Annotated in this window: 17 protein-coding genes and 1 pseudogene; 1 reads left to right on the plus strand and 17 read right to left on the minus strand. The window is 40.1% G+C overall.

The genetic code is table 11. The annotated features are described in order from the left end of the window. The first annotated feature begins 200 nt into the window (after nucleotides 1-200). Nucleotides 201-677 carry a GNAT family N-acetyltransferase gene (locus HT669_RS00910; RefSeq protein ID WP_000777684.1) on the plus strand — a complete coding sequence of 159 codons (477 nt, stop codon included), beginning with the start codon at nucleotides 201-203 and terminating at the stop codon, nucleotides 675-677. A gap of 579 nt (nucleotides 678-1,256) precedes the next feature. On the opposite strand, the pseudogene HT669_RS00915 reads toward HT669_RS00910, so the two are convergent. The 17 genes and pseudogenes from HT669_RS00915 to patA form a co-directional block, all read right to left on the minus strand. Continuing rightward, nucleotides 1,257-1,382: pseudogene (locus tag HT669_RS00915) on the minus strand (SAM-dependent methyltransferase); the annotation flags it as partial. 32 nt (nucleotides 1,383-1,414) lie between these two features. Then, a complete protein-coding gene (comGG, locus tag HT669_RS00920; protein ID WP_000265633.1) occupies nucleotides 1,415-1,828 on the minus strand; it encodes a competence type IV pilus minor pilin ComGG in 414 nt (137 codons plus the stop codon). Then, nucleotides 1,806-2,267 (minus strand): competence type IV pilus minor pilin ComGF, encoded by a 462-nt coding sequence (comGF, locus tag HT669_RS00925; protein ID WP_000250513.1) that lies wholly within the window; start codon nucleotides 2,265-2,267, stop codon nucleotides 1,806-1,808. The genes comGG and comGF overlap by 23 nt, the downstream gene beginning before the upstream one ends. Beyond that, complete coding sequence (gene comGE, locus HT669_RS00930) at nucleotides 2,230-2,532, minus strand: competence type IV pilus minor pilin ComGE (RefSeq protein WP_000413380.1); 303 nt, start codon at nucleotides 2,530-2,532, stop codon at nucleotides 2,230-2,232. The genes comGF and comGE overlap by 38 nt, the downstream gene beginning before the upstream one ends. Then, nucleotides 2,495-2,929, minus strand: coding sequence for a competence type IV pilus minor pilin ComGD (comGD, locus tag HT669_RS00935; RefSeq protein ID WP_007284894.1), 435 nt, complete (start codon nucleotides 2,927-2,929; stop codon nucleotides 2,495-2,497). Before comGD ends, comGE begins: the two co-directional genes overlap by 38 nt. Beyond that, complete coding sequence (gene comGC / locus HT669_RS00940; protein ID WP_000738649.1) at nucleotides 2,892-3,215, minus strand: competence type IV pilus major pilin ComGC; 324 nt, start codon at nucleotides 3,213-3,215, stop codon at nucleotides 2,892-2,894. The genes comGD and comGC overlap by 38 nt, the downstream gene beginning before the upstream one ends. A 1-nt stretch (nucleotide 3,216) precedes the next feature. Then, the gene (gene comGB / locus HT669_RS00945) at nucleotides 3,217-4,233 is read right to left on the minus strand and encodes a competence type IV pilus assembly protein ComGB (RefSeq protein ID WP_079230797.1); all 1,017 of its coding nucleotides are present in this window, start codon (nucleotides 4,231-4,233) and stop codon (nucleotides 3,217-3,219) included. Continuing rightward, nucleotides 4,181-5,122, minus strand: coding sequence for a competence type IV pilus ATPase ComGA (comGA, locus tag HT669_RS00950; RefSeq protein ID WP_172933601.1), 942 nt, complete (start codon nucleotides 5,120-5,122; stop codon nucleotides 4,181-4,183). The genes comGB and comGA overlap by 53 nt, the downstream gene beginning before the upstream one ends. A gap of 75 nt (nucleotides 5,123-5,197) precedes the next feature. Further along, on the minus strand, nucleotides 5,198-5,563 hold the full coding sequence (locus HT669_RS00955) for a DUF1033 family protein (RefSeq protein WP_000286404.1): 366 nt from the start codon (nucleotides 5,561-5,563) through the stop codon (nucleotides 5,198-5,200). 150 nt (nucleotides 5,564-5,713) lie between these two features. Further along, a complete protein-coding gene (locus HT669_RS00960) occupies nucleotides 5,714-6,772 on the minus strand; it encodes a zinc-dependent alcohol dehydrogenase family protein (protein ID WP_000649463.1) in 1,059 nt (352 codons plus the stop codon). Between the two features lie 318 nt (nucleotides 6,773-7,090). Next, nucleotides 7,091-7,330, minus strand: coding sequence for a hypothetical protein (locus tag HT669_RS00965; protein ID WP_000907299.1), 240 nt, complete (start codon nucleotides 7,328-7,330; stop codon nucleotides 7,091-7,093). Between the two features lie 113 nt (nucleotides 7,331-7,443). Then, nucleotides 7,444-7,878, minus strand: coding sequence for a cytidine deaminase (locus HT669_RS00970; protein WP_000355903.1), 435 nt, complete (start codon nucleotides 7,876-7,878; stop codon nucleotides 7,444-7,446). A 13-nt stretch (nucleotides 7,879-7,891) separates the two neighbouring features. Next, the gene (gene gltX, locus HT669_RS00975; RefSeq protein ID WP_100104832.1) at nucleotides 7,892-9,352 is read right to left on the minus strand and encodes a glutamate--tRNA ligase; all 1,461 of its coding nucleotides are present in this window, start codon (nucleotides 9,350-9,352) and stop codon (nucleotides 7,892-7,894) included. Between the two features lie 127 nt (nucleotides 9,353-9,479). Continuing rightward, the gene (locus HT669_RS00980) at nucleotides 9,480-10,829 is read right to left on the minus strand and encodes a glucose-6-phosphate isomerase (RefSeq protein WP_100104285.1); all 1,350 of its coding nucleotides are present in this window, start codon (nucleotides 10,827-10,829) and stop codon (nucleotides 9,480-9,482) included. 170 nt (nucleotides 10,830-10,999) lie between these two features. Then, on the minus strand, nucleotides 11,000-11,689 hold the full coding sequence (locus tag HT669_RS00985; protein WP_023934053.1) for a gamma-glutamyl-gamma-aminobutyrate hydrolase family protein: 690 nt from the start codon (nucleotides 11,687-11,689) through the stop codon (nucleotides 11,000-11,002). Nucleotides 11,690-11,940: 251 nt separating this feature from the next. Beyond that, on the minus strand, nucleotides 11,941-13,707 hold the full coding sequence (gene patB / locus HT669_RS00990; RefSeq protein ID WP_101514616.1) for a multidrug efflux ABC transporter subunit PatB: 1,767 nt from the start codon (nucleotides 13,705-13,707) through the stop codon (nucleotides 11,941-11,943). A 1-nt stretch (nucleotide 13,708) separates the two neighbouring features. Continuing rightward, nucleotides 13,709-15,415, minus strand: a complete 1,707-nt coding sequence (gene patA / locus HT669_RS00995; protein ID WP_101514615.1) for a multidrug efflux ABC transporter subunit PatA — start codon at nucleotides 15,413-15,415, stop codon at nucleotides 13,709-13,711. Between the last annotated feature and the right edge of the window lie 77 nt (nucleotides 15,416-15,492).

The following is a 15,492-nucleotide window of genomic DNA, read 5'->3' on the forward strand; positions in this document are numbered from 1 at the left end:
TTACGAATGAATTTGATTGCTGGTATTATCAATCATGAACTAGGATTCTAGTTTTGCAGGAAGTCTAATAATGAAAATAAAGGACTAAAGTAATAACTCTAAATATATCTGATTTTTATAGGACATTTCATAAAAAAATCTACATACCTAGAGTCCTATTTAGTTATGTATCTTACATAAAGAGAAAGGAATTAATTATCATGAAATTATCTTTGTATAGTGAAGTTGACCATTACCATTCTTTAAGTTCTTATTCTTTAAATGATATTACACATACTGATACCCCAAAAAATATTATTGAAAAGTCTAAAAAAGATAAGTATAGATACCCAATAGTAATACTTAATAAAGAACATAAAGTAATTGGATTTTTTTGCCTACACCTAAACACTGGTCCTAAAGAGTATGGCTATTATCAAAATGATTATGCGCTTATTAGAGGATTTTCTATTGATGATAATTTCAGAAATCAAGGATATGGTTCTAATGCTCTGAATAAAATATTTGAATTCATAGACTCAACTTTAAAATTAGAAATTAACCATATTGTATTGGCTGTAAATGAAAAAAATATATTGGCTCAAAAAGCATATAGAAATTCAGGTTTTTTTGTTGTGAAGAAAGATTTAGAAGGAAAAAAGGGGAAATTAATTATTATGGAGAAAAGCAGAAACTAGTATCATTTCTAGTTTCTGCTTTTCACTAAGTCTGCTATAAATTTAGTATTCTAGCTTATTTGCATATTTTGAGAGGAATAATCTATATACTAAACTTTTATGTTTATAATTCATTCCTTTCGTTTCACTCAAGGCACAAGACAGAATGAAAAAGTGGTGTGCTCTTTATTTTGTTTTATAATAATAGTGAGAAAGTCTATCACTACTACAAATCACGTGGAGGTGAATAAGTGAGTGATACAGCCACTACCTCGCATATTTATAGGTGTCATTCTTTCCATCAAGCACAAGAACTGTGACTAGGAGAACGTAAACTTATAATTGAATAAGCGAATCGTTTGTGAAAAGGAAAGAATAGTCAAGGGATAGGCAGACTCAAATTTGGTAAAGGGAGACTCCTCATGTTAAAAGCCAAATTTCAATTTAAAAAATTTTAAAATTTGTTTCGCATTTACTACTCCTTGCATTTATATTGGATTGATTAACAGAACCTTTCGCGATGTTCCTTAGCAACTTCTTTGTACTAGGAAAATTTAAAAATTCGGATAGGTATCTACCCCGATTATTCACAAAAAAAGCATCCAAAATTTCTTTGTCTGATAGAAGATCAATCTGTTTCTCGACTGCTTGACAAACCAAGTTTGCAAGGAAGATATTTTTAGGGGAATCAAAAGTTTCTGCTTTGTGGTTAAAATCATGTCTCATATTTTTAGTTTAGCACAAAGTAGCTTGATTGGCTAGGAATTCTCTTTCTTTTCAACCTTCTCTTCTGATTTTTTCTTCTCTGCTTGATTACTTGAATCAGTCACTACCTCTTCCTTTTTCTCTGTTTTCTCTTCTTTGATTTTGACTGAAGGAAACAGAAACTCATATTGACTCTTCGGCGTACGAACCCTTGTCACCAAGCTTGTTTTCTTATTTTGATAGCTCACCTGACCCAGATTAAAGGTCTGTTCCCCACTTTCTTGCTCAACCTTATCTTTGGCTCGATTGGCCATGGCAAAAGCGACCAGCTTTTCTTTATTTAAAGCGTAGTCTTGATAGTGGGCGACTTGTCGGTTCAAGTAAAATTGTAACAAAAGACTAAAGATGGCTGCCATGGTGACTGCATAGAGGAGAACACCTGCCTTAACTTTTTTCTTTTTCCACACGATAGATGAACTCCCTTTCTAAGCCTTTTTGGAATTGAAAACGAAAGCGAACCACTTGATTCTCCTCTGTAATCTGCGCAGATTTGAGACCATAAACCATAGGCTGATAGCCTCGACCACTAGAATCTGTTTTACGAAAATCATCTGATCTGGACTTGCCAATGGCTATGTCCTTGCCATCTTGCTTCATATAGAGACGATTGCCCTCCACTTTTTCGAACTGCGAACGGTCTAATTCTGCTTCCAACTGGTCCACAAACAAGAGCCACTCTTTTTGCTCGCTCTGTTGCTGGTAGCGAACTTCTGAAATGAGAAGCTGACTCATGGCTTGAAAGAGGAGTAAGCTTCCACTGATGACAATGAGGGCAATCAGGGATTCTAATAAGGTAAAAGCCTTGACCTTATGGCTCTTTGATAGCCAACAACTGTTCTGAACCATGGTAGACCTCCAATCCCTTTTCACTAGAAAACACCTGAATCTCAACTCCGTTTATGTTTACCTGATTTTGACCTGTCTGCAAGGCCATCTTAGCTACCCTCAAGACTTCTTCCTTTTGCAAGATTTTTGCTTCCTCTTGCCTATTTTTTTGAATTTGTCCCAAAAGGAGGGTCGCAATGCTGGCAAAGATAGCTAGAGCGACTACTGCTTCCAGTAAAATCACTGCCCTAATTTTTTGTTTCCTTAATGCGTTTAATTTTTCCATTTCCTAGATATAATTGATAGCGAATCGCTCCTTTACTGGTCTGAAATTCAACCTTAGCTAAGGACGAATTGCCCCCAGCTCGGTCAAATGTAATACTTTGGCCTGATGGTGCCTGAATTCCTTTAGGAACTGTCAAGTTTTGACTGCCATTGCTAATGGTCTGCCCATCTAAGTTCAGACTAGTCTTTTGTTGACTAGCTACACTGCGTTTTTGGGTTTCCCGATAGAGTTCTTCAAACTCCATAAAGAAAATCTGTTCCTCTACCGCCGCAAAAGTGGACTGGACAGAGCCTGACAAGCCCAAGGCAAGGATACTCACAAGTCCCAAAACCAAGAGACTTTCAAGCATGGTAAAGGCCTTAATCCGCGACCGTTTGAGTCTTATTTTGTTTTGCATGATATTCTTTATAAGCTTTAGCTTGCTCTTCTGTGATGCGATCATCTGCTTGTAATTTGCTTAGAGTAGCCTCTTCATTTTTATTCAAACTATAAAGCTCTGCCTGACTTTCCACCACCTTAACAACAGCAGCTTTTCCTTTGTCGTTGACTGCTTCTTTTTGCTTGGTCAAATTAGGTACAAAAAGCAAGAGAAGTACGCTGATGATGAGCAAGACCACCAACATCTCCACAAGTGTGAAAGCTTTAACCTTAGCTTTTTTCAAGAATGTCATCATTTTTTTCATTTTAAAAATTCACCTCCATATTTTGATACATGGGCATGAGCATTGCCGCATAAAGTAAAACGATAATCAGTGCCACAAAGATAAAAACCAGTGGCTGCACCAAATTCATGGTGCGGTTGACTCGGGTAAAAAAGGCTTCCCAAGTTTTTTCAGCATAGATTTCCAACTCACTACCCAGCTTGGACTTGACTTCCCCATACTCGATGATGAGACTCAACTCCTTCTTAAAGAAAGGATAGGTTCCTATCGTCTGAGAAAATTCTCGGCCATTTTGCAGGGCTTGAGCCAGGTCTTGACCGATTTCTTTAAAGAGCTGGGAACCTTGTTCCTGCATCATTTGAAAAATCTGCGTCAGCTCCATTCCCTGCGAAATCATATTCCCCCATTCACGCGCATAATAGGCTGTCAGATAGGTCTGCACAAAAATTCCAAGAAAGGGAAGGCGTGCTAAGATAGAAAAGACTCGCATCTTAGAACTTCTTTTATAAAAAGTTAGCGCTAAAAGGGCAAGTATGGAAACAAAACCTACCATTCCTAGAAAAATTTGTGGGAGATTGCCAATAATGTAGGTGGCAATATTGCTACTATCCAGTTGTGGTAGTAGGTAGTTCCGTAGTCCCAGCATGATTAAGAGAAGAAATCCCAGCAAAATCAAAGGATAAGTCGCTACTTCAATTAATTTTTTCTTGACCTTGGCCAGATTGTCTAGATATTCTTCTATCTTTCCCAAACTCAGGTGGAGATTTCCATGGACTTCCGCTAGGGATAACTGAGTGACAATAGCGCTTGAAAAGCCCAAACTAGCCATCATTTCTGAGAATGATTTCCCCTGAGACAAGCCCGTGCGCATCTGGGTCACGCACTGCTTATCCAACAAAGCACTCCTATCTAAAAAGGAGATGGTCTCCACCAGATGAAAACCGCTGGAAAAGAGATTGTTAAACAAGGTGATGATATTTTTTTGCTTAGCTGTAGCTAATTTTTTCCGTTTCAGCCTGAAGACTTGTGATATGTCCATCTTTAAGAAGCTGGTCAATCTGTTCATTCCACTTGGCTGCTTGGTGTTCTTGATAATCTCTGCTTGCAAAGTCAACGATTCCTCCTCCCCCGATTAATCTCTGGTAGCAGACTCCTTGCAGAACAACTGCCAATTCTTCTTCACTCACACCCAACTCCAGCAGACGCTCATAAACACCTCGGATACTCTTGGCGTGAATGGTTGAAAAAACTGTTGCACCTGTCAAACTAGCTCTGACCACTGCACGCGCCGTCTCGCTGTCCCGAATTTCTCCGATAATCAAGAGATCTGGTCGATGACGCAAGGAAAGTTTGATTAGATTTTCATAGGTTAGGCCGATTGCTTCGTTCAACTGCAACTGAAGCATGTCGTCCTGCTTGATTTCGACAGGATCTTCGATGGACATAACTTGCTGTCCTTTAAAGAGTGACTTGGACAATTCATGCATCAGGGTCGTCTTACCACTCCCAACCGGGCCAGCAAAAAGATAGAGTCCCCGTTGCCTGTACTGCTTGCCTAATTCTTCAATATCCTGAAACCAAAAATGCAACTCCTGCTCTTCATCGTGCAACAAGCGAATGACTAAACTCTCATGCCCTCGATAATCGCCTACGGTAGATAAACGTAGGGACGCCATCTTCTGGTCATATTCATAGTCACAGGAACCGAGTTGACTACGTCGCTTTTCTCCCACATTCATACCCGCCACAAACTTAAAGTGACTGATGACGGCCGCAAATTTTTCGAAGTTATAACAGCCAATTTTACAGCGCTCGTCTCCTACCCTCATATGAAGCTCATAGGCATCTAACTTAGGGACAAAATAAATATCTTGCGCTCCTTTTTTCCGGGCCGAACGAATGATTTCTTGTGCAATTTCTTGAACCATACCTACCTCCTCACCTATACTATTCGCAAAGATTTGGAAAAAATAAAAAAGCAACTCCAAAAAGTTACTTTTTCTCTATTTTACTTTCATACGGCAAGAACGGTGCCTTTCCTTACCTGTTTGTTTTTCATAGCCTGGACGTAGTTTTTCATCTGGAATAACCTGCTCATCCTGTAAAAGAGCCAAAGAATGGTATTGTTGTAAATACTCATCACATTCATCACACCAGCGTTGATCTTCCGGGTCCCAAAAAATGGTCATCAAGTCCCTTCTACTTTTATAAAGAGGGGATTCTTGTTCCAATCTAAACCAGCAAGTCTTGTAGTATTTGAGAGCATCATAATACTGGTCAAATTTCTTACTTGCTACAATATCTTCTTCCCAACCTTCTAAGAACCACCAGGGTTCAAAATCTCCGTACATTTCTATAACACGATACATATTCATTCATTCCTTTGTACCATATATTATAACCAATTCCGCTAAACAAGGAAAGAAATATGCTCATTTCTTAATTTTTTTGATAAAAAATCCAGCCATCCTATGATGACTGAATTTCTATTTGCTTATGTTCCAAAATCTTTTTACTACTTAAGCCTCTGAAATATCGTTTTCGATGATGACCTTAATGGCATGGTGGTCTGCTGCCTTACCGAAGACTTCGTAGGCTTTTTCAATTTCACTGAGTTTGAAATAGTGAGTTACCAATTTTTCTGGTTCAATCTTATGACTTTCAAGTGCTTTCAACAATTGTGGAGTTGTATTTGTAGATACCAAACCAGTTGTTACATTGATGTTGCGAATCCAAAGTTTGTCCAAATCGAATTCAACTGGTTTACCATGTACACCACAGTTGGCAACTGTTCCGTCTACACCGATAATCTTTTGACAGAAATCAAATGTTACAGGAATACCAACAGCTTCGATAGCGACATCTACACCACGGCCATCTGTCAAATCATAAATTTCTTTAATCGCTTTTTCAGGGTCTGAAGAATTAACCTTGTGAGTCGCACCAAATGATAAAGCAGTTTCCAAGCGGTTATCGTCTAAGTCCACCATAATCAATTTGGCTGGTGAGTAGAACTGAGCTGTCAAGAGAGCAGCCAATCCAACTGGACCTGAACCAATAATGGCTACGCTACAACCAGGTTCTACTTTTCCTTTCAAGACACCAATTTCATACCCAGTAGGCAGAATGTCTGATAGCATAACCAAGGCTTCATCTGACAAGTCTTCTGGAGTGTGGTAAAGAGTGTTATCTGCATGAGGGACACGTAGATACTCAGCCTGCATACCATCAATCAAGTGACCAAAAATCCAGCCCCCTTCGTCTTCACAGTGGGCATAAATTCCTTTTTTACAGTAGTAGCATTTACCACAGGCACAGACACAAGAAATCAAGACCTTATCGCCTTTTTTGAAGTTCGAAACTCCTTTTCCAACTTCTTCCACAATCCCAATCCCTTCGTGACCAAGAATGGTACCACTTTGGCAAGCAGGGACATCCCCTTTGATAATATGGAGGTCTGTTCCACAAATAGTGGTTTTTACGATACGCACAATAGCGTCTGTTGGCTTGCGAATAACTGGTTTGTCTACATCAACAAAAGAAGCAAGTCCTGGTTTAACATAAGTATAGGCTTTCATAAAGCACTCCTCCGTTTTTTAAATGTACTATTTATAATATAATTGCAAGCCTTTTCAATTGGCTCTTTAGGTATTTTTGTGATATTTTTAACTTTTTTATTTACCGGTAAAGCAATGTAGATAAAAAAGCAGAAGCTAGCCTCTAACTTCTGCTTTCTCTCTTATGACTCATCTCCAATTTTTCTGATACCTGCAACAAAAATCGAAGATAATAATAATTGGGTAACACTCAACTGATCAAATCCAAAAATGTAATGTGCTAGCAAATGAAATAAGAAAACAAACAAAAACAAAGATAATAAAATCTTACACATAGATTTAAGCCCAGAAATTAATCCGTCCATTATTTGGATATACATCCCTAGCATCAACCCATTGAGCTACCGCATAACCTACATTGTAGAAAATGTTAATATAATCAAATATACGTTCAAGAAGTTCAGATAACCGATTGCTATAAATGCCTAAACGAATAGCAGCTTTTTTAGCTACCCTACTTAAAGTAGCTTTAGCAACTGCCAATCCTTTTTTCTTTACCAAATTACCAATGCCTGCCACACCACCGGAAATAGCAGTAGCAATTAGATTTTCTACTTTTTTAAACTTTTTTCATTTTTTCAAGTACAGTTTTTCAAATTATAGTAAAAAGAGCCAGAATTATACTGACTCTTCTATTGATTATTAAACTTAGAAGCACGTTCTTCTCCCCACCAATAGGGCATTAGTTCTGCGGCTTTCACTGTCTTTCTTGTATCGTAGTCCATCATGAATTCTGCATCTTTATTTTCAGCGTTCAACTCTAAAAGGAATTCTCTGCAAGCGCCACAGGGCATTCCTGAACTTCCACCATAAGGTGCTTTATCTCGAAAGGCTAATACTTTCTTAACCTTAGTTTGTCCTGAAAATTGGTACATATTGAAGAGGGCCGCCCGTTCTGCACAGAGATGGAAAACACCACAGGTTCCCTCCATACAGAAACCTGTAAATATTTGTCCATCTTCTGCTTCTACTGCAGCTACAACATGATTGGCATAAACAAAGTCTGATACTTCATGTGGATTGTATAGTTTCTGTGCTTCTTCGTACATCTTTTCCCAGATGTCCATTATTGTACCCTTCTTACTTAGAGATTTCCTTTAACATATTTTCGATATGCTGGATTGATTTTTCACGTCCAAGCAAGAAAATTGTATCTGGTAATTCTGGTCCATGCATTTCACCTGAAACTGCGATACGAATAGGCATGAAAAGATTTTTCCCTTTAATACCTGTTTCCTTTTGGACTGCTTTAATTTGTGGGAAGATATTCTCTGTCACGAATTCATCATCTGTCATCACTTCGAGTTTTGCTTTGAAGGCTTCAAGAACTGTTGGGACTGTTTCACCTGCCATGACTTCTTTCTCAGCCTCAGTTAATTCTGGGAAGTCTGAGAAGAAGAGGTCTGTCAATGGGATAATCTCATCTACTGATTTCATTTGTGGTTTATAGAGCTCAACTAATTTTTCAGCCTTGTCAGTCAATCGACCTGCTTCTTCTAGGAATGGTTTTGCCATTTCAAAGATAGTTTCTAGGTCTGCATTCTTGATATAATCATTGCTCATCCAGTCTAGTTTTTTCTGGTCAAAGGCTGCTGGAGACTTGCTGAGGCGGTTTTCATCGAAAAGTTTAATCAATTCTTCACGAGAGAAAATCTCATCTTCGCCACCTGGGTTCCAACCAAGAAGAGCAATAAAGTTAAAAACTGCTTCTGGAAGGTAACCTTTCTTTCGGTAATCCTCGATAAATTGAAGTGTATTAGTATCACGTTTAGATAACTTCTTACCAGTCTCAGAGTTGATGATTAAGGTCATGTGACCGAACTCTGGAGCTTCCCAACCAAGCGCTTCATAAACCATAAGCTGTTTTGGTGTATTAGCAATATGGTCATCTCCACGGATAACATGAGAGATTTGCATATCGTGGTCATCGATGACAACAGCAAAGTTGTATGTTGGGTAACCGTCTTTCTTTTGGATAACCCAGTCACCACCGATATTGCCACCTTCAAATTCGATATCACCTTTGACCATATCATGCCACTTGTAGATACCTGACTCATTGACCGCCAAACGAACCGTTGGGATAATTCCTGCTGCTTCACGTTCTGCGATATAAGCTGCTTTTTCTTCTTCACTCATACCAAGGTATTCATTGATGTAGCGTGGTGTTTCGCCAGCTACTTCTTGGCGTTCGCGTTCAGCTGCCAACTCTTCTTCTGTAACGTAAGATTTATAGGCTTTTCCTTCAGCTAATAGTTGGTCAATGTATTTTTGATACAAGTCCAAACGCTCAGACTGGCGATAATTCTCATGTGATTCTGGACTTTCATCCCAATCCATGCCTAACCAGCGAAGGTTTTCAAGTTGTGAACGTTCACCATCCTCGACATGGCGTTTACGGTCAGTATCTTCGATACGAATGAGAAATGTTCCACCATGATGGCGCGCATACAAGTAATTAAACAATGCTGTACGGGCATTCCCGATGTGTAGTAGTCCTGTTGGACTTGGTGCGTAACGTACGCGGATATCTTTTGACATAGTTTCTCCTATAAAGTCTCTAGGCGTCTGCCTTTTTGCTCTCTATATTATATCACAAGTCTTGGCTGAGTCCAATTTCTATGAATAAAGAGAGTAAAAAGAGTGGACAAACCACTCTTTTCTTCTATTATAGACGTGCGTTAAGTTCTTTGCTCAATTCTTCAAATCCTGGTTTTCCAAGAAGGGCAAACATGTTACGTTTGTAAGCTTCAACACCTGGTTGGTCAAATGGGTTGATAGCATTCAAGTAACCTGAAAGAGCGATAGCCAATTCGAAGAAGTAGATTGTGTAACCAAGAGTGAAAGCATCTTGCTCTGGAAGAGTCACGTACATGTTTGGTACGTCACCATCTGTGTGGGCAAGAAGAACACCGTCAGTCGCTTTTTTGTTTACAAAGTCAACGTCTTTTCCTTGAAGGTAACCAAGTCCATCAAGGTCTTCTTCCAAGCTAGGGATAATCACGTTCTTGCGAGGTTTGTCAACACGGACTACTGTTTCAAACATGATACGAGTTCCTTCTTGGATAAATTGACCCAATGAGTGCAAGTCAGTTGAGAAGTTGGCTGAAGTTGGGTAGATACCTTTTTGGTCTTTTCCTTCTGATTCACCAGCCAATTGTTTCCACCATTCTGAGAAGTATTGAAGTGATGGCTCATAGTTTACCAAGATCTCAGTTGCATAGCCTTTACGGTAAAGGATGTTACGAACTGCTGCGTATTGGTAAGCTTCGTTTTCAGAGATTTTATCTGAAGTGTAGTCCTTGCGAGCTGCATTCGCACCTTCCATAAGGGCTTTGATGTCAGCTCCTGATGCTGCGATTGGAAGCAAACCAACAGCTGTCAAGACTGAGAAGCGTCCACCTATGTCATCTGGAACAACAAATGTTTCCCAACCGTTAGCATCTGCTTCAACCTTAACAGCACCTTTTTGGCGGTCAGTTGTTGCATAGATACGTTTGTTGGCTTCTTCTTGACCGTATTTCTTAACCAAGAGTTCTTTGAAGACACGGAAAGCGATCGCTGGTTCAGTTGTTGTACCTGATTTAGAAATCACGTTTACTGAGAAGTCTTTGTCTGCAACATACTCTACCAAGTCAGCAAGGTAAGTAGATGAGATTGAGTTTCCAGCGTAAAGGATTTGTGGAGCTTTACGTTCTTCTTTTGTTTGCAAGTTAGCAAAGTGGTGGTTCAAGAAATCGATTGCTGCTTTGGCACCAAGGTAAGATCCACCGATACCGATCACAACCAAAACATCGCTGTCTGATTTGATTTGCTCAGCAGCTTTCAAGATGCGGTTAAATTCTTCGCGGTCGTAGTTTTCAGGAAGGTCCAACCATCCCAAGAAGTCGCTACCAGCACCAGTTCCTTTACGGATCAATTCATCTGCTGCTGTTACTTGTGCTTGCATGTATTCCACTTCATGTGGTGCAACAAATTTGTCTAAAACTTTTGAATAATCAAATTTAATATGTGACATGTTATTCCTCCAATATTTCTTCTTTTCTATCATAACGCTTACCTTCGTTTTTTTCAAGCTTTTTTGTCGAATTTCTCCAATTTTTATCAGAATTCAAACGTTTGCGTAAAAATGTCACATTCCAAAAATTTTGAAAAAATAAAAGAAAGAACGACTAGATGTTCCAGTCGTTACAGTTCATTCAATAAATACTCAAATAATTCTAAATTACCATCTTCTTCATTAACCAGAAACTCTGGATGCCACTGCAAACCGATAATGCGGTGTTCGTCGATAGATTCAATCGCTTCAATGGTTTGATCTCTCGGATCAATAGCAGTTACACGGAAATTAGATGCCAATTCTTTGATACTCTGACGATGGACGGAATTGACCTGACTTTCTTTTCCAAATAGCTTGGCAACCACGCTTCCTTCCACTGTCTCAATAGAGTGAGATGTTCCGAAAGGTAGTCCTTGCCAGTGACCTTCGATTTCTTGATTGAGGGTTCCACCAAAGGCAACATTGACAAGTTGAACACCGCGACAGATTGCCATAATTGGTTTATTCTGACGGAGTGCTTCTTTCAAGAGTGCCAATTCAAATTCATCACGGACCAGATTATAATCATCGCTCTCGATGGTCTTTTTCTCTCCATAAAACTGAGGATGAACATTTTGGCCTCCTGTCAAAATCAATTTGTCAATCATTTCTACATAATCGCGTACAACTGACTCATCACCAACAGGAATGACTAGAGGGAGACCACCGACTTGACGAATGCTCTCTGCGAATCTACAAGATACAGATGAATGAATGTTTTTGCCTTCTGTGTCTACGGGACATAGATTTGCAGCAACTCCTACAACGGTTCTAGGCATGATGTCTCTCCTTTCGAATATTAATACTCTTCGAAAATCTCTTCAAACCACGTCAGCATCGCCTTACCGTATATATGTTACTGACTTCGTCAGNNCGGCTAGCTTCCTAGTTTACTCTTTGATTTTCATTGAGTATAACGATAGTCCTATCATATCACTCAAAGCGTCTTTCGTCTAATATGTTTTTTTTAAGACTGTGATAAAAATTTTTTATGGACAAGAAAAAGCTGCCCCATAGGACAACTTCTTTCTTATTCAAAAACAAATTGATTGTGATAGAGTTCTGAGTAGAATCCACCTAGCTTCAAGAGTTCATGGTGGTTACCACGTTCAATGACCTCTCCATCTTTAAGGACAATAATCTGATCAGCATTGAGAATAGTTTTCAAGCGGTGGGCAATAACGAAACTGGTTTTGCCTGCTACAACTGCCTCCATGGCATGCTGAATCTTGCTTTCTGTCACCGTATCTACGTTTGAAGTGCCTTCATCGAGAATGAGAACTTCTGGATCTGTCATCAGGGTTCGAGCAATGGAAATCAATTGCTTCTGCCCTGTCGAGAAGATACTCTGCTCATCATCAATAAGAGTATCGTACTTATCAGGCAAACTTTCGATATAGTCGTGAATGTGGCTTGCTTTGGCTGCTGACTCAACCATTTCCTGACTGGCATCTGGCACACCGAAACGGATATTGTCTCGAATGGTTCCGCTAAAAAGAACGGAATCTTGCAAGACAATTCCCACTTTACTTCTAAGACTATCTAAATCATAGTCACGAATGTCTTTATCATCAAAATAAATACCGCCAGCATCAACATCATAAAAGCGATTGATGAGGTTCATAATAGTGGTTTTCCCTGAACCCGTTGGCCCAACAACTGCAGTCATCTGGCCTTTAGGGGCAGAAATGTTGACATCTTTCAAAATAGGTTTATCAGGCAAGTATGAAAAATCGATATGACTGATTTCAACACCTTCTTGCAACTGAGTGAAGATTGGAGCCTTTTCAGGTCGGATTTCTTCCTCTGCATCAAACATTTCCTGTATCCGTTCAGCCCCTGTAAAGGCCAACTGAAGACTTCCCCAACTAGCTGCAACTTGAATAATAGGCTGGTAGTACTGTTGTGAAAATTGGGCAAACATCACAATCAAACCTAGGGCTGTACTTGTTTCAATAGTCTTATCGTTTAATAGAACGGCCGAACCAGCAAAGATAACGACGGCTGTATTAACCAGACTCATCCCATTCATGACAGGGAACAGAATTCCTGAGAACATCCTTCCTTTAAAGGTTGCCTTGCGTACGCGCTCATTTTGTTCAAGAAATCCTGCCATCATATCCTCTTGAATTCCTTGCACAATCACGGCTTTTTGGCCTGAGATACTCTCATCCATATAGGCGTTGAGCTTCCCTACCTCTTTCTGCTGGAGATTGGTGTATTTGCGTGCCATTTTCACGATGAAAATCAGCATAAGGAAAGCCAATGGGGTGCTGGCAATGGTGATAAGAGCCAGCGTCACATTTCTCGAAAACATGACAAGAATCAGACCAATGTATAAAACAATATTGCTCATGACCTGAATCAAGCTTTCGTTAAAGGCTTGGAGGATATTATCCAAATCACTGGTAAAATGAGACAGGATATCGCCATCTTGTCGACGGTCAAAGAAAGAAACCGTCAACTGAGCAAGCTTACCAAAGAAACCTTTGCGCATCTCGTTGGTCGATTCTGCAATCACGCGCGTCATGAGACACATGTATATGACACTAGAAATAAATAAAACCAAAACCAGCAGACCAAGATTGACCATGATTCCTGATAGGCTTTGCCAAACAAGTTCTGGATTGCCATCTTGATAAGCTTGGACTAAATTAACTAGTTGCGTCACTGCTTGTCCAGAAAAGACCGGAAAGAGAGCTTGGGCAAGAGTCGCCAGAACAATCATCAGGATAACAACTACAAATGATAGCTTATAAACTTTAAAATAATTCCAAAAAAATTGAACTGTCTTCATTTTACTCCTCCTTTCCTTTCTGTGTTTCGTAGATTTCACGGTAAACAGCATTGTTGGCAACCAAGTCTGCATGCGTCCCTTGACCAATCAATCGTCCTTGATCTAGAACCAAGATTTTATCTGCATGAACAACCGAGCTAATCTTTTGCGCGATGATAATGGTTGTTGTTCCCTTCAAGTCCTTATTCAAGGCTTCTTGAACCAGGCGCTCTGACTTAGCATCCAAGGCCGAGGTCGAATCGTCAAAAATCAGAATACGTGGATTGCTGACAATCCCACGCGCAATCGACATCCTTTGTTTTTGTCCACCTGAGAAGTTGGTTCCTCGTTCCTCAACTGGACTTTCAAAGGTTTTCTCCATACGATGAATGAATTCACTAGCCTGGGCAATACTAGCTGCGCGTTCCATTTCAAATAGAGTAGCATCTCCCTTACCCTGTCTCAAGTTATCTGCAATCGTTCCACTGAAGAGAATGGCACGTTGGAGAACGATAGACACTGTTTTACGCAGGGTTCCTTCACTCACTTCTCGAATATCCTTGCCACCGATTTTAATAGAGCCTTCTTGCGGATCAAAGAGACGTGGAATCAATTGAGCCAAGGTTGACTTCCCTGCACCAGTCGCTCCAACGACACCAACCATTTGACCAGATTCAATAGTAAAGCTCACATCTTTCAGCATCGGTTCCTTATCCATTGGATAGGTAAAGGTTACATTTTCAAAGCTAAGACTTCCGACCAACTCTTCATCTGGCACATCCTTGAAGGTCATAGCTGGCTCTGCGTCAAGAATTTCTCGAATACGACGCATAGAAATCATGGCACGGCTGACAGAATTCCCTAAAAATCCAACCATAACAATGGTAAAGATAATCTGGCTCAGGTAATTAACAAAGGAAGCAATAGAGCCAACAACTGATGGATCCGACTGAACCATCCCTGCAACTAGCCAAATAGAGAGGAATACCGCCCCATAACCGACCAACATCATGAAAGGTTCCACTACTGAAAAAGCATAACCGATGTAAAGATTTTGACCGAGAAGCTCGTCTGAAACTTCCGTAAACTTAGCAAACTGCTCTTTTTCTTGGACAAAGGACTTGACCACACGAACGCCACGCAGATTTTCCTTGGCAATGGCATTGATGCGTTCAAGAAGGGTTTGAAACTTGGCAAAACGAGGCCCCATCATTCCCATCATGACGGCAGTCAAGCCAAAAATTAAGATTACCATGAGAACAATTACCCACCACAGAGAAGGTAGGGTTTGAACCGCCAGGATAAAGGAACCGATGAACAAGAGGGGAAGTCTGAAAAGAATCTGGAAGGTCATCATGACCACGTTCTGAATCTGGTTGATGTCATTTGTCATGCGAACGACTAGATTTCCCGCATTAAATTGTTCAATATTAGCATAAGAAAAGGTTTGGATTTTACGGAAGGCATCCTCCCGAAGGTCAGATGAAACTCCTTGGGCAATATAGGCTGCAAGGACAACATTGAGACCACCAGCAACCAGACCGACTACGGCCACACCAATCAACCAAGCCCCGATACTATAAATAGCTTCATATTTTCCAGCAAGGAGGGCGTCTAAGACTTCCTGCAGATAACGCGGTTGCAGAAGTGAACTAGCAACCATCAAGCCTGTCATCAGAAGCGAAGTCAAGGCCTGCCACTTGTAGGTTTTTATTTTCTGAATCAGCATACTTTCTCCTTAAAAAATAGACAAAAGGGAGCGACAATGTGTCAGCTCCTTCTCATTCTGTTTGTGTGATGTTATTC

Origin of the sequence: Streptococcus sp. 2100 (assembly GCF_013276335.1) — a bacterium.
GTDB classification, from domain to species: Bacteria; Bacillota; Bacilli; order Lactobacillales; family Streptococcaceae; genus Streptococcus; species Streptococcus pseudopneumoniae.

Coding starts and splice junctions, on each gene's coding strand:
- comGD (WP_007284894.1), bottom strand. CDS start 2,929: ATGCAAAACAAAATAAGACTCAAACGGTCGCGGATTAAGGCCTTTACC.
- HT669_RS00960 (WP_000649463.1), bottom strand. CDS start 6,772: ATGAAAGCCTATACTTATGTTAAACCAGGACTTGCTTCTTTTGTTGAT.
- HT669_RS00970 (WP_000355903.1), bottom strand. CDS start 7,878: ATGGACATCTGGGAAAAGATGTACGAAGAAGCACAGAAACTATACAAT.
- gltX (WP_100104832.1), bottom strand. CDS start 9,352: ATGTCAAAAGATATCCGCGTACGTTACGCACCAAGTCCAACAGGACTA.
- patA (WP_101514615.1), bottom strand. CDS start 15,415: ATGCTGATTCAGAAAATAAAAACCTACAAGTGGCAGGCCTTGACTTCG.
- HT669_RS00955 (WP_000286404.1), bottom strand. CDS start 5,563: ATGTATCGTGTTATAGAAATGTACGGAGATTTTGAACCCTGGTGGTTC.
- HT669_RS00985 (WP_023934053.1), bottom strand. CDS start 11,689: ATGCCTAGAACCGTTGTAGGAGTTGCTGCAAATCTATGTCCCGTAGAC.
- HT669_RS00980 (WP_100104285.1), bottom strand. CDS start 10,829: ATGTCACATATTAAATTTGATTATTCAAAAGTTTTAGACAAATTTGTT.
- comGE (WP_000413380.1), bottom strand. CDS start 2,532: ATGGAAAAATTAAACGCATTAAGGAAACAAAAAATTAGGGCAGTGATT.
- comGF (WP_000250513.1), bottom strand. CDS start 2,267: ATGGTTCAGAACAGTTGTTGGCTATCAAAGAGCCATAAGGTCAAGGCT.
- comGC (WP_000738649.1), bottom strand. CDS start 3,215: ATGAAAAAAATGATGACATTCTTGAAAAAAGCTAAGGTTAAAGCTTTC.
- comGA (WP_172933601.1), bottom strand. CDS start 5,122: ATGGTTCAAGAAATTGCACAAGAAATCATTCGTTCGGCCCGGAAAAAA.
- comGB (WP_079230797.1), bottom strand. CDS start 4,233: ATGGACATATCACAAGTCTTCAGGCTGAAACGGAAAAAATTAGCTACA.
- HT669_RS00910 (WP_000777684.1), top strand. CDS start 201: ATGAAATTATCTTTGTATAGTGAAGTTGACCATTACCATTCTTTAAGT.
- patB (WP_101514616.1), bottom strand. CDS start 13,707: ATGAAGACAGTTCAATTTTTTTGGAATTATTTTAAAGTTTATAAGCTA.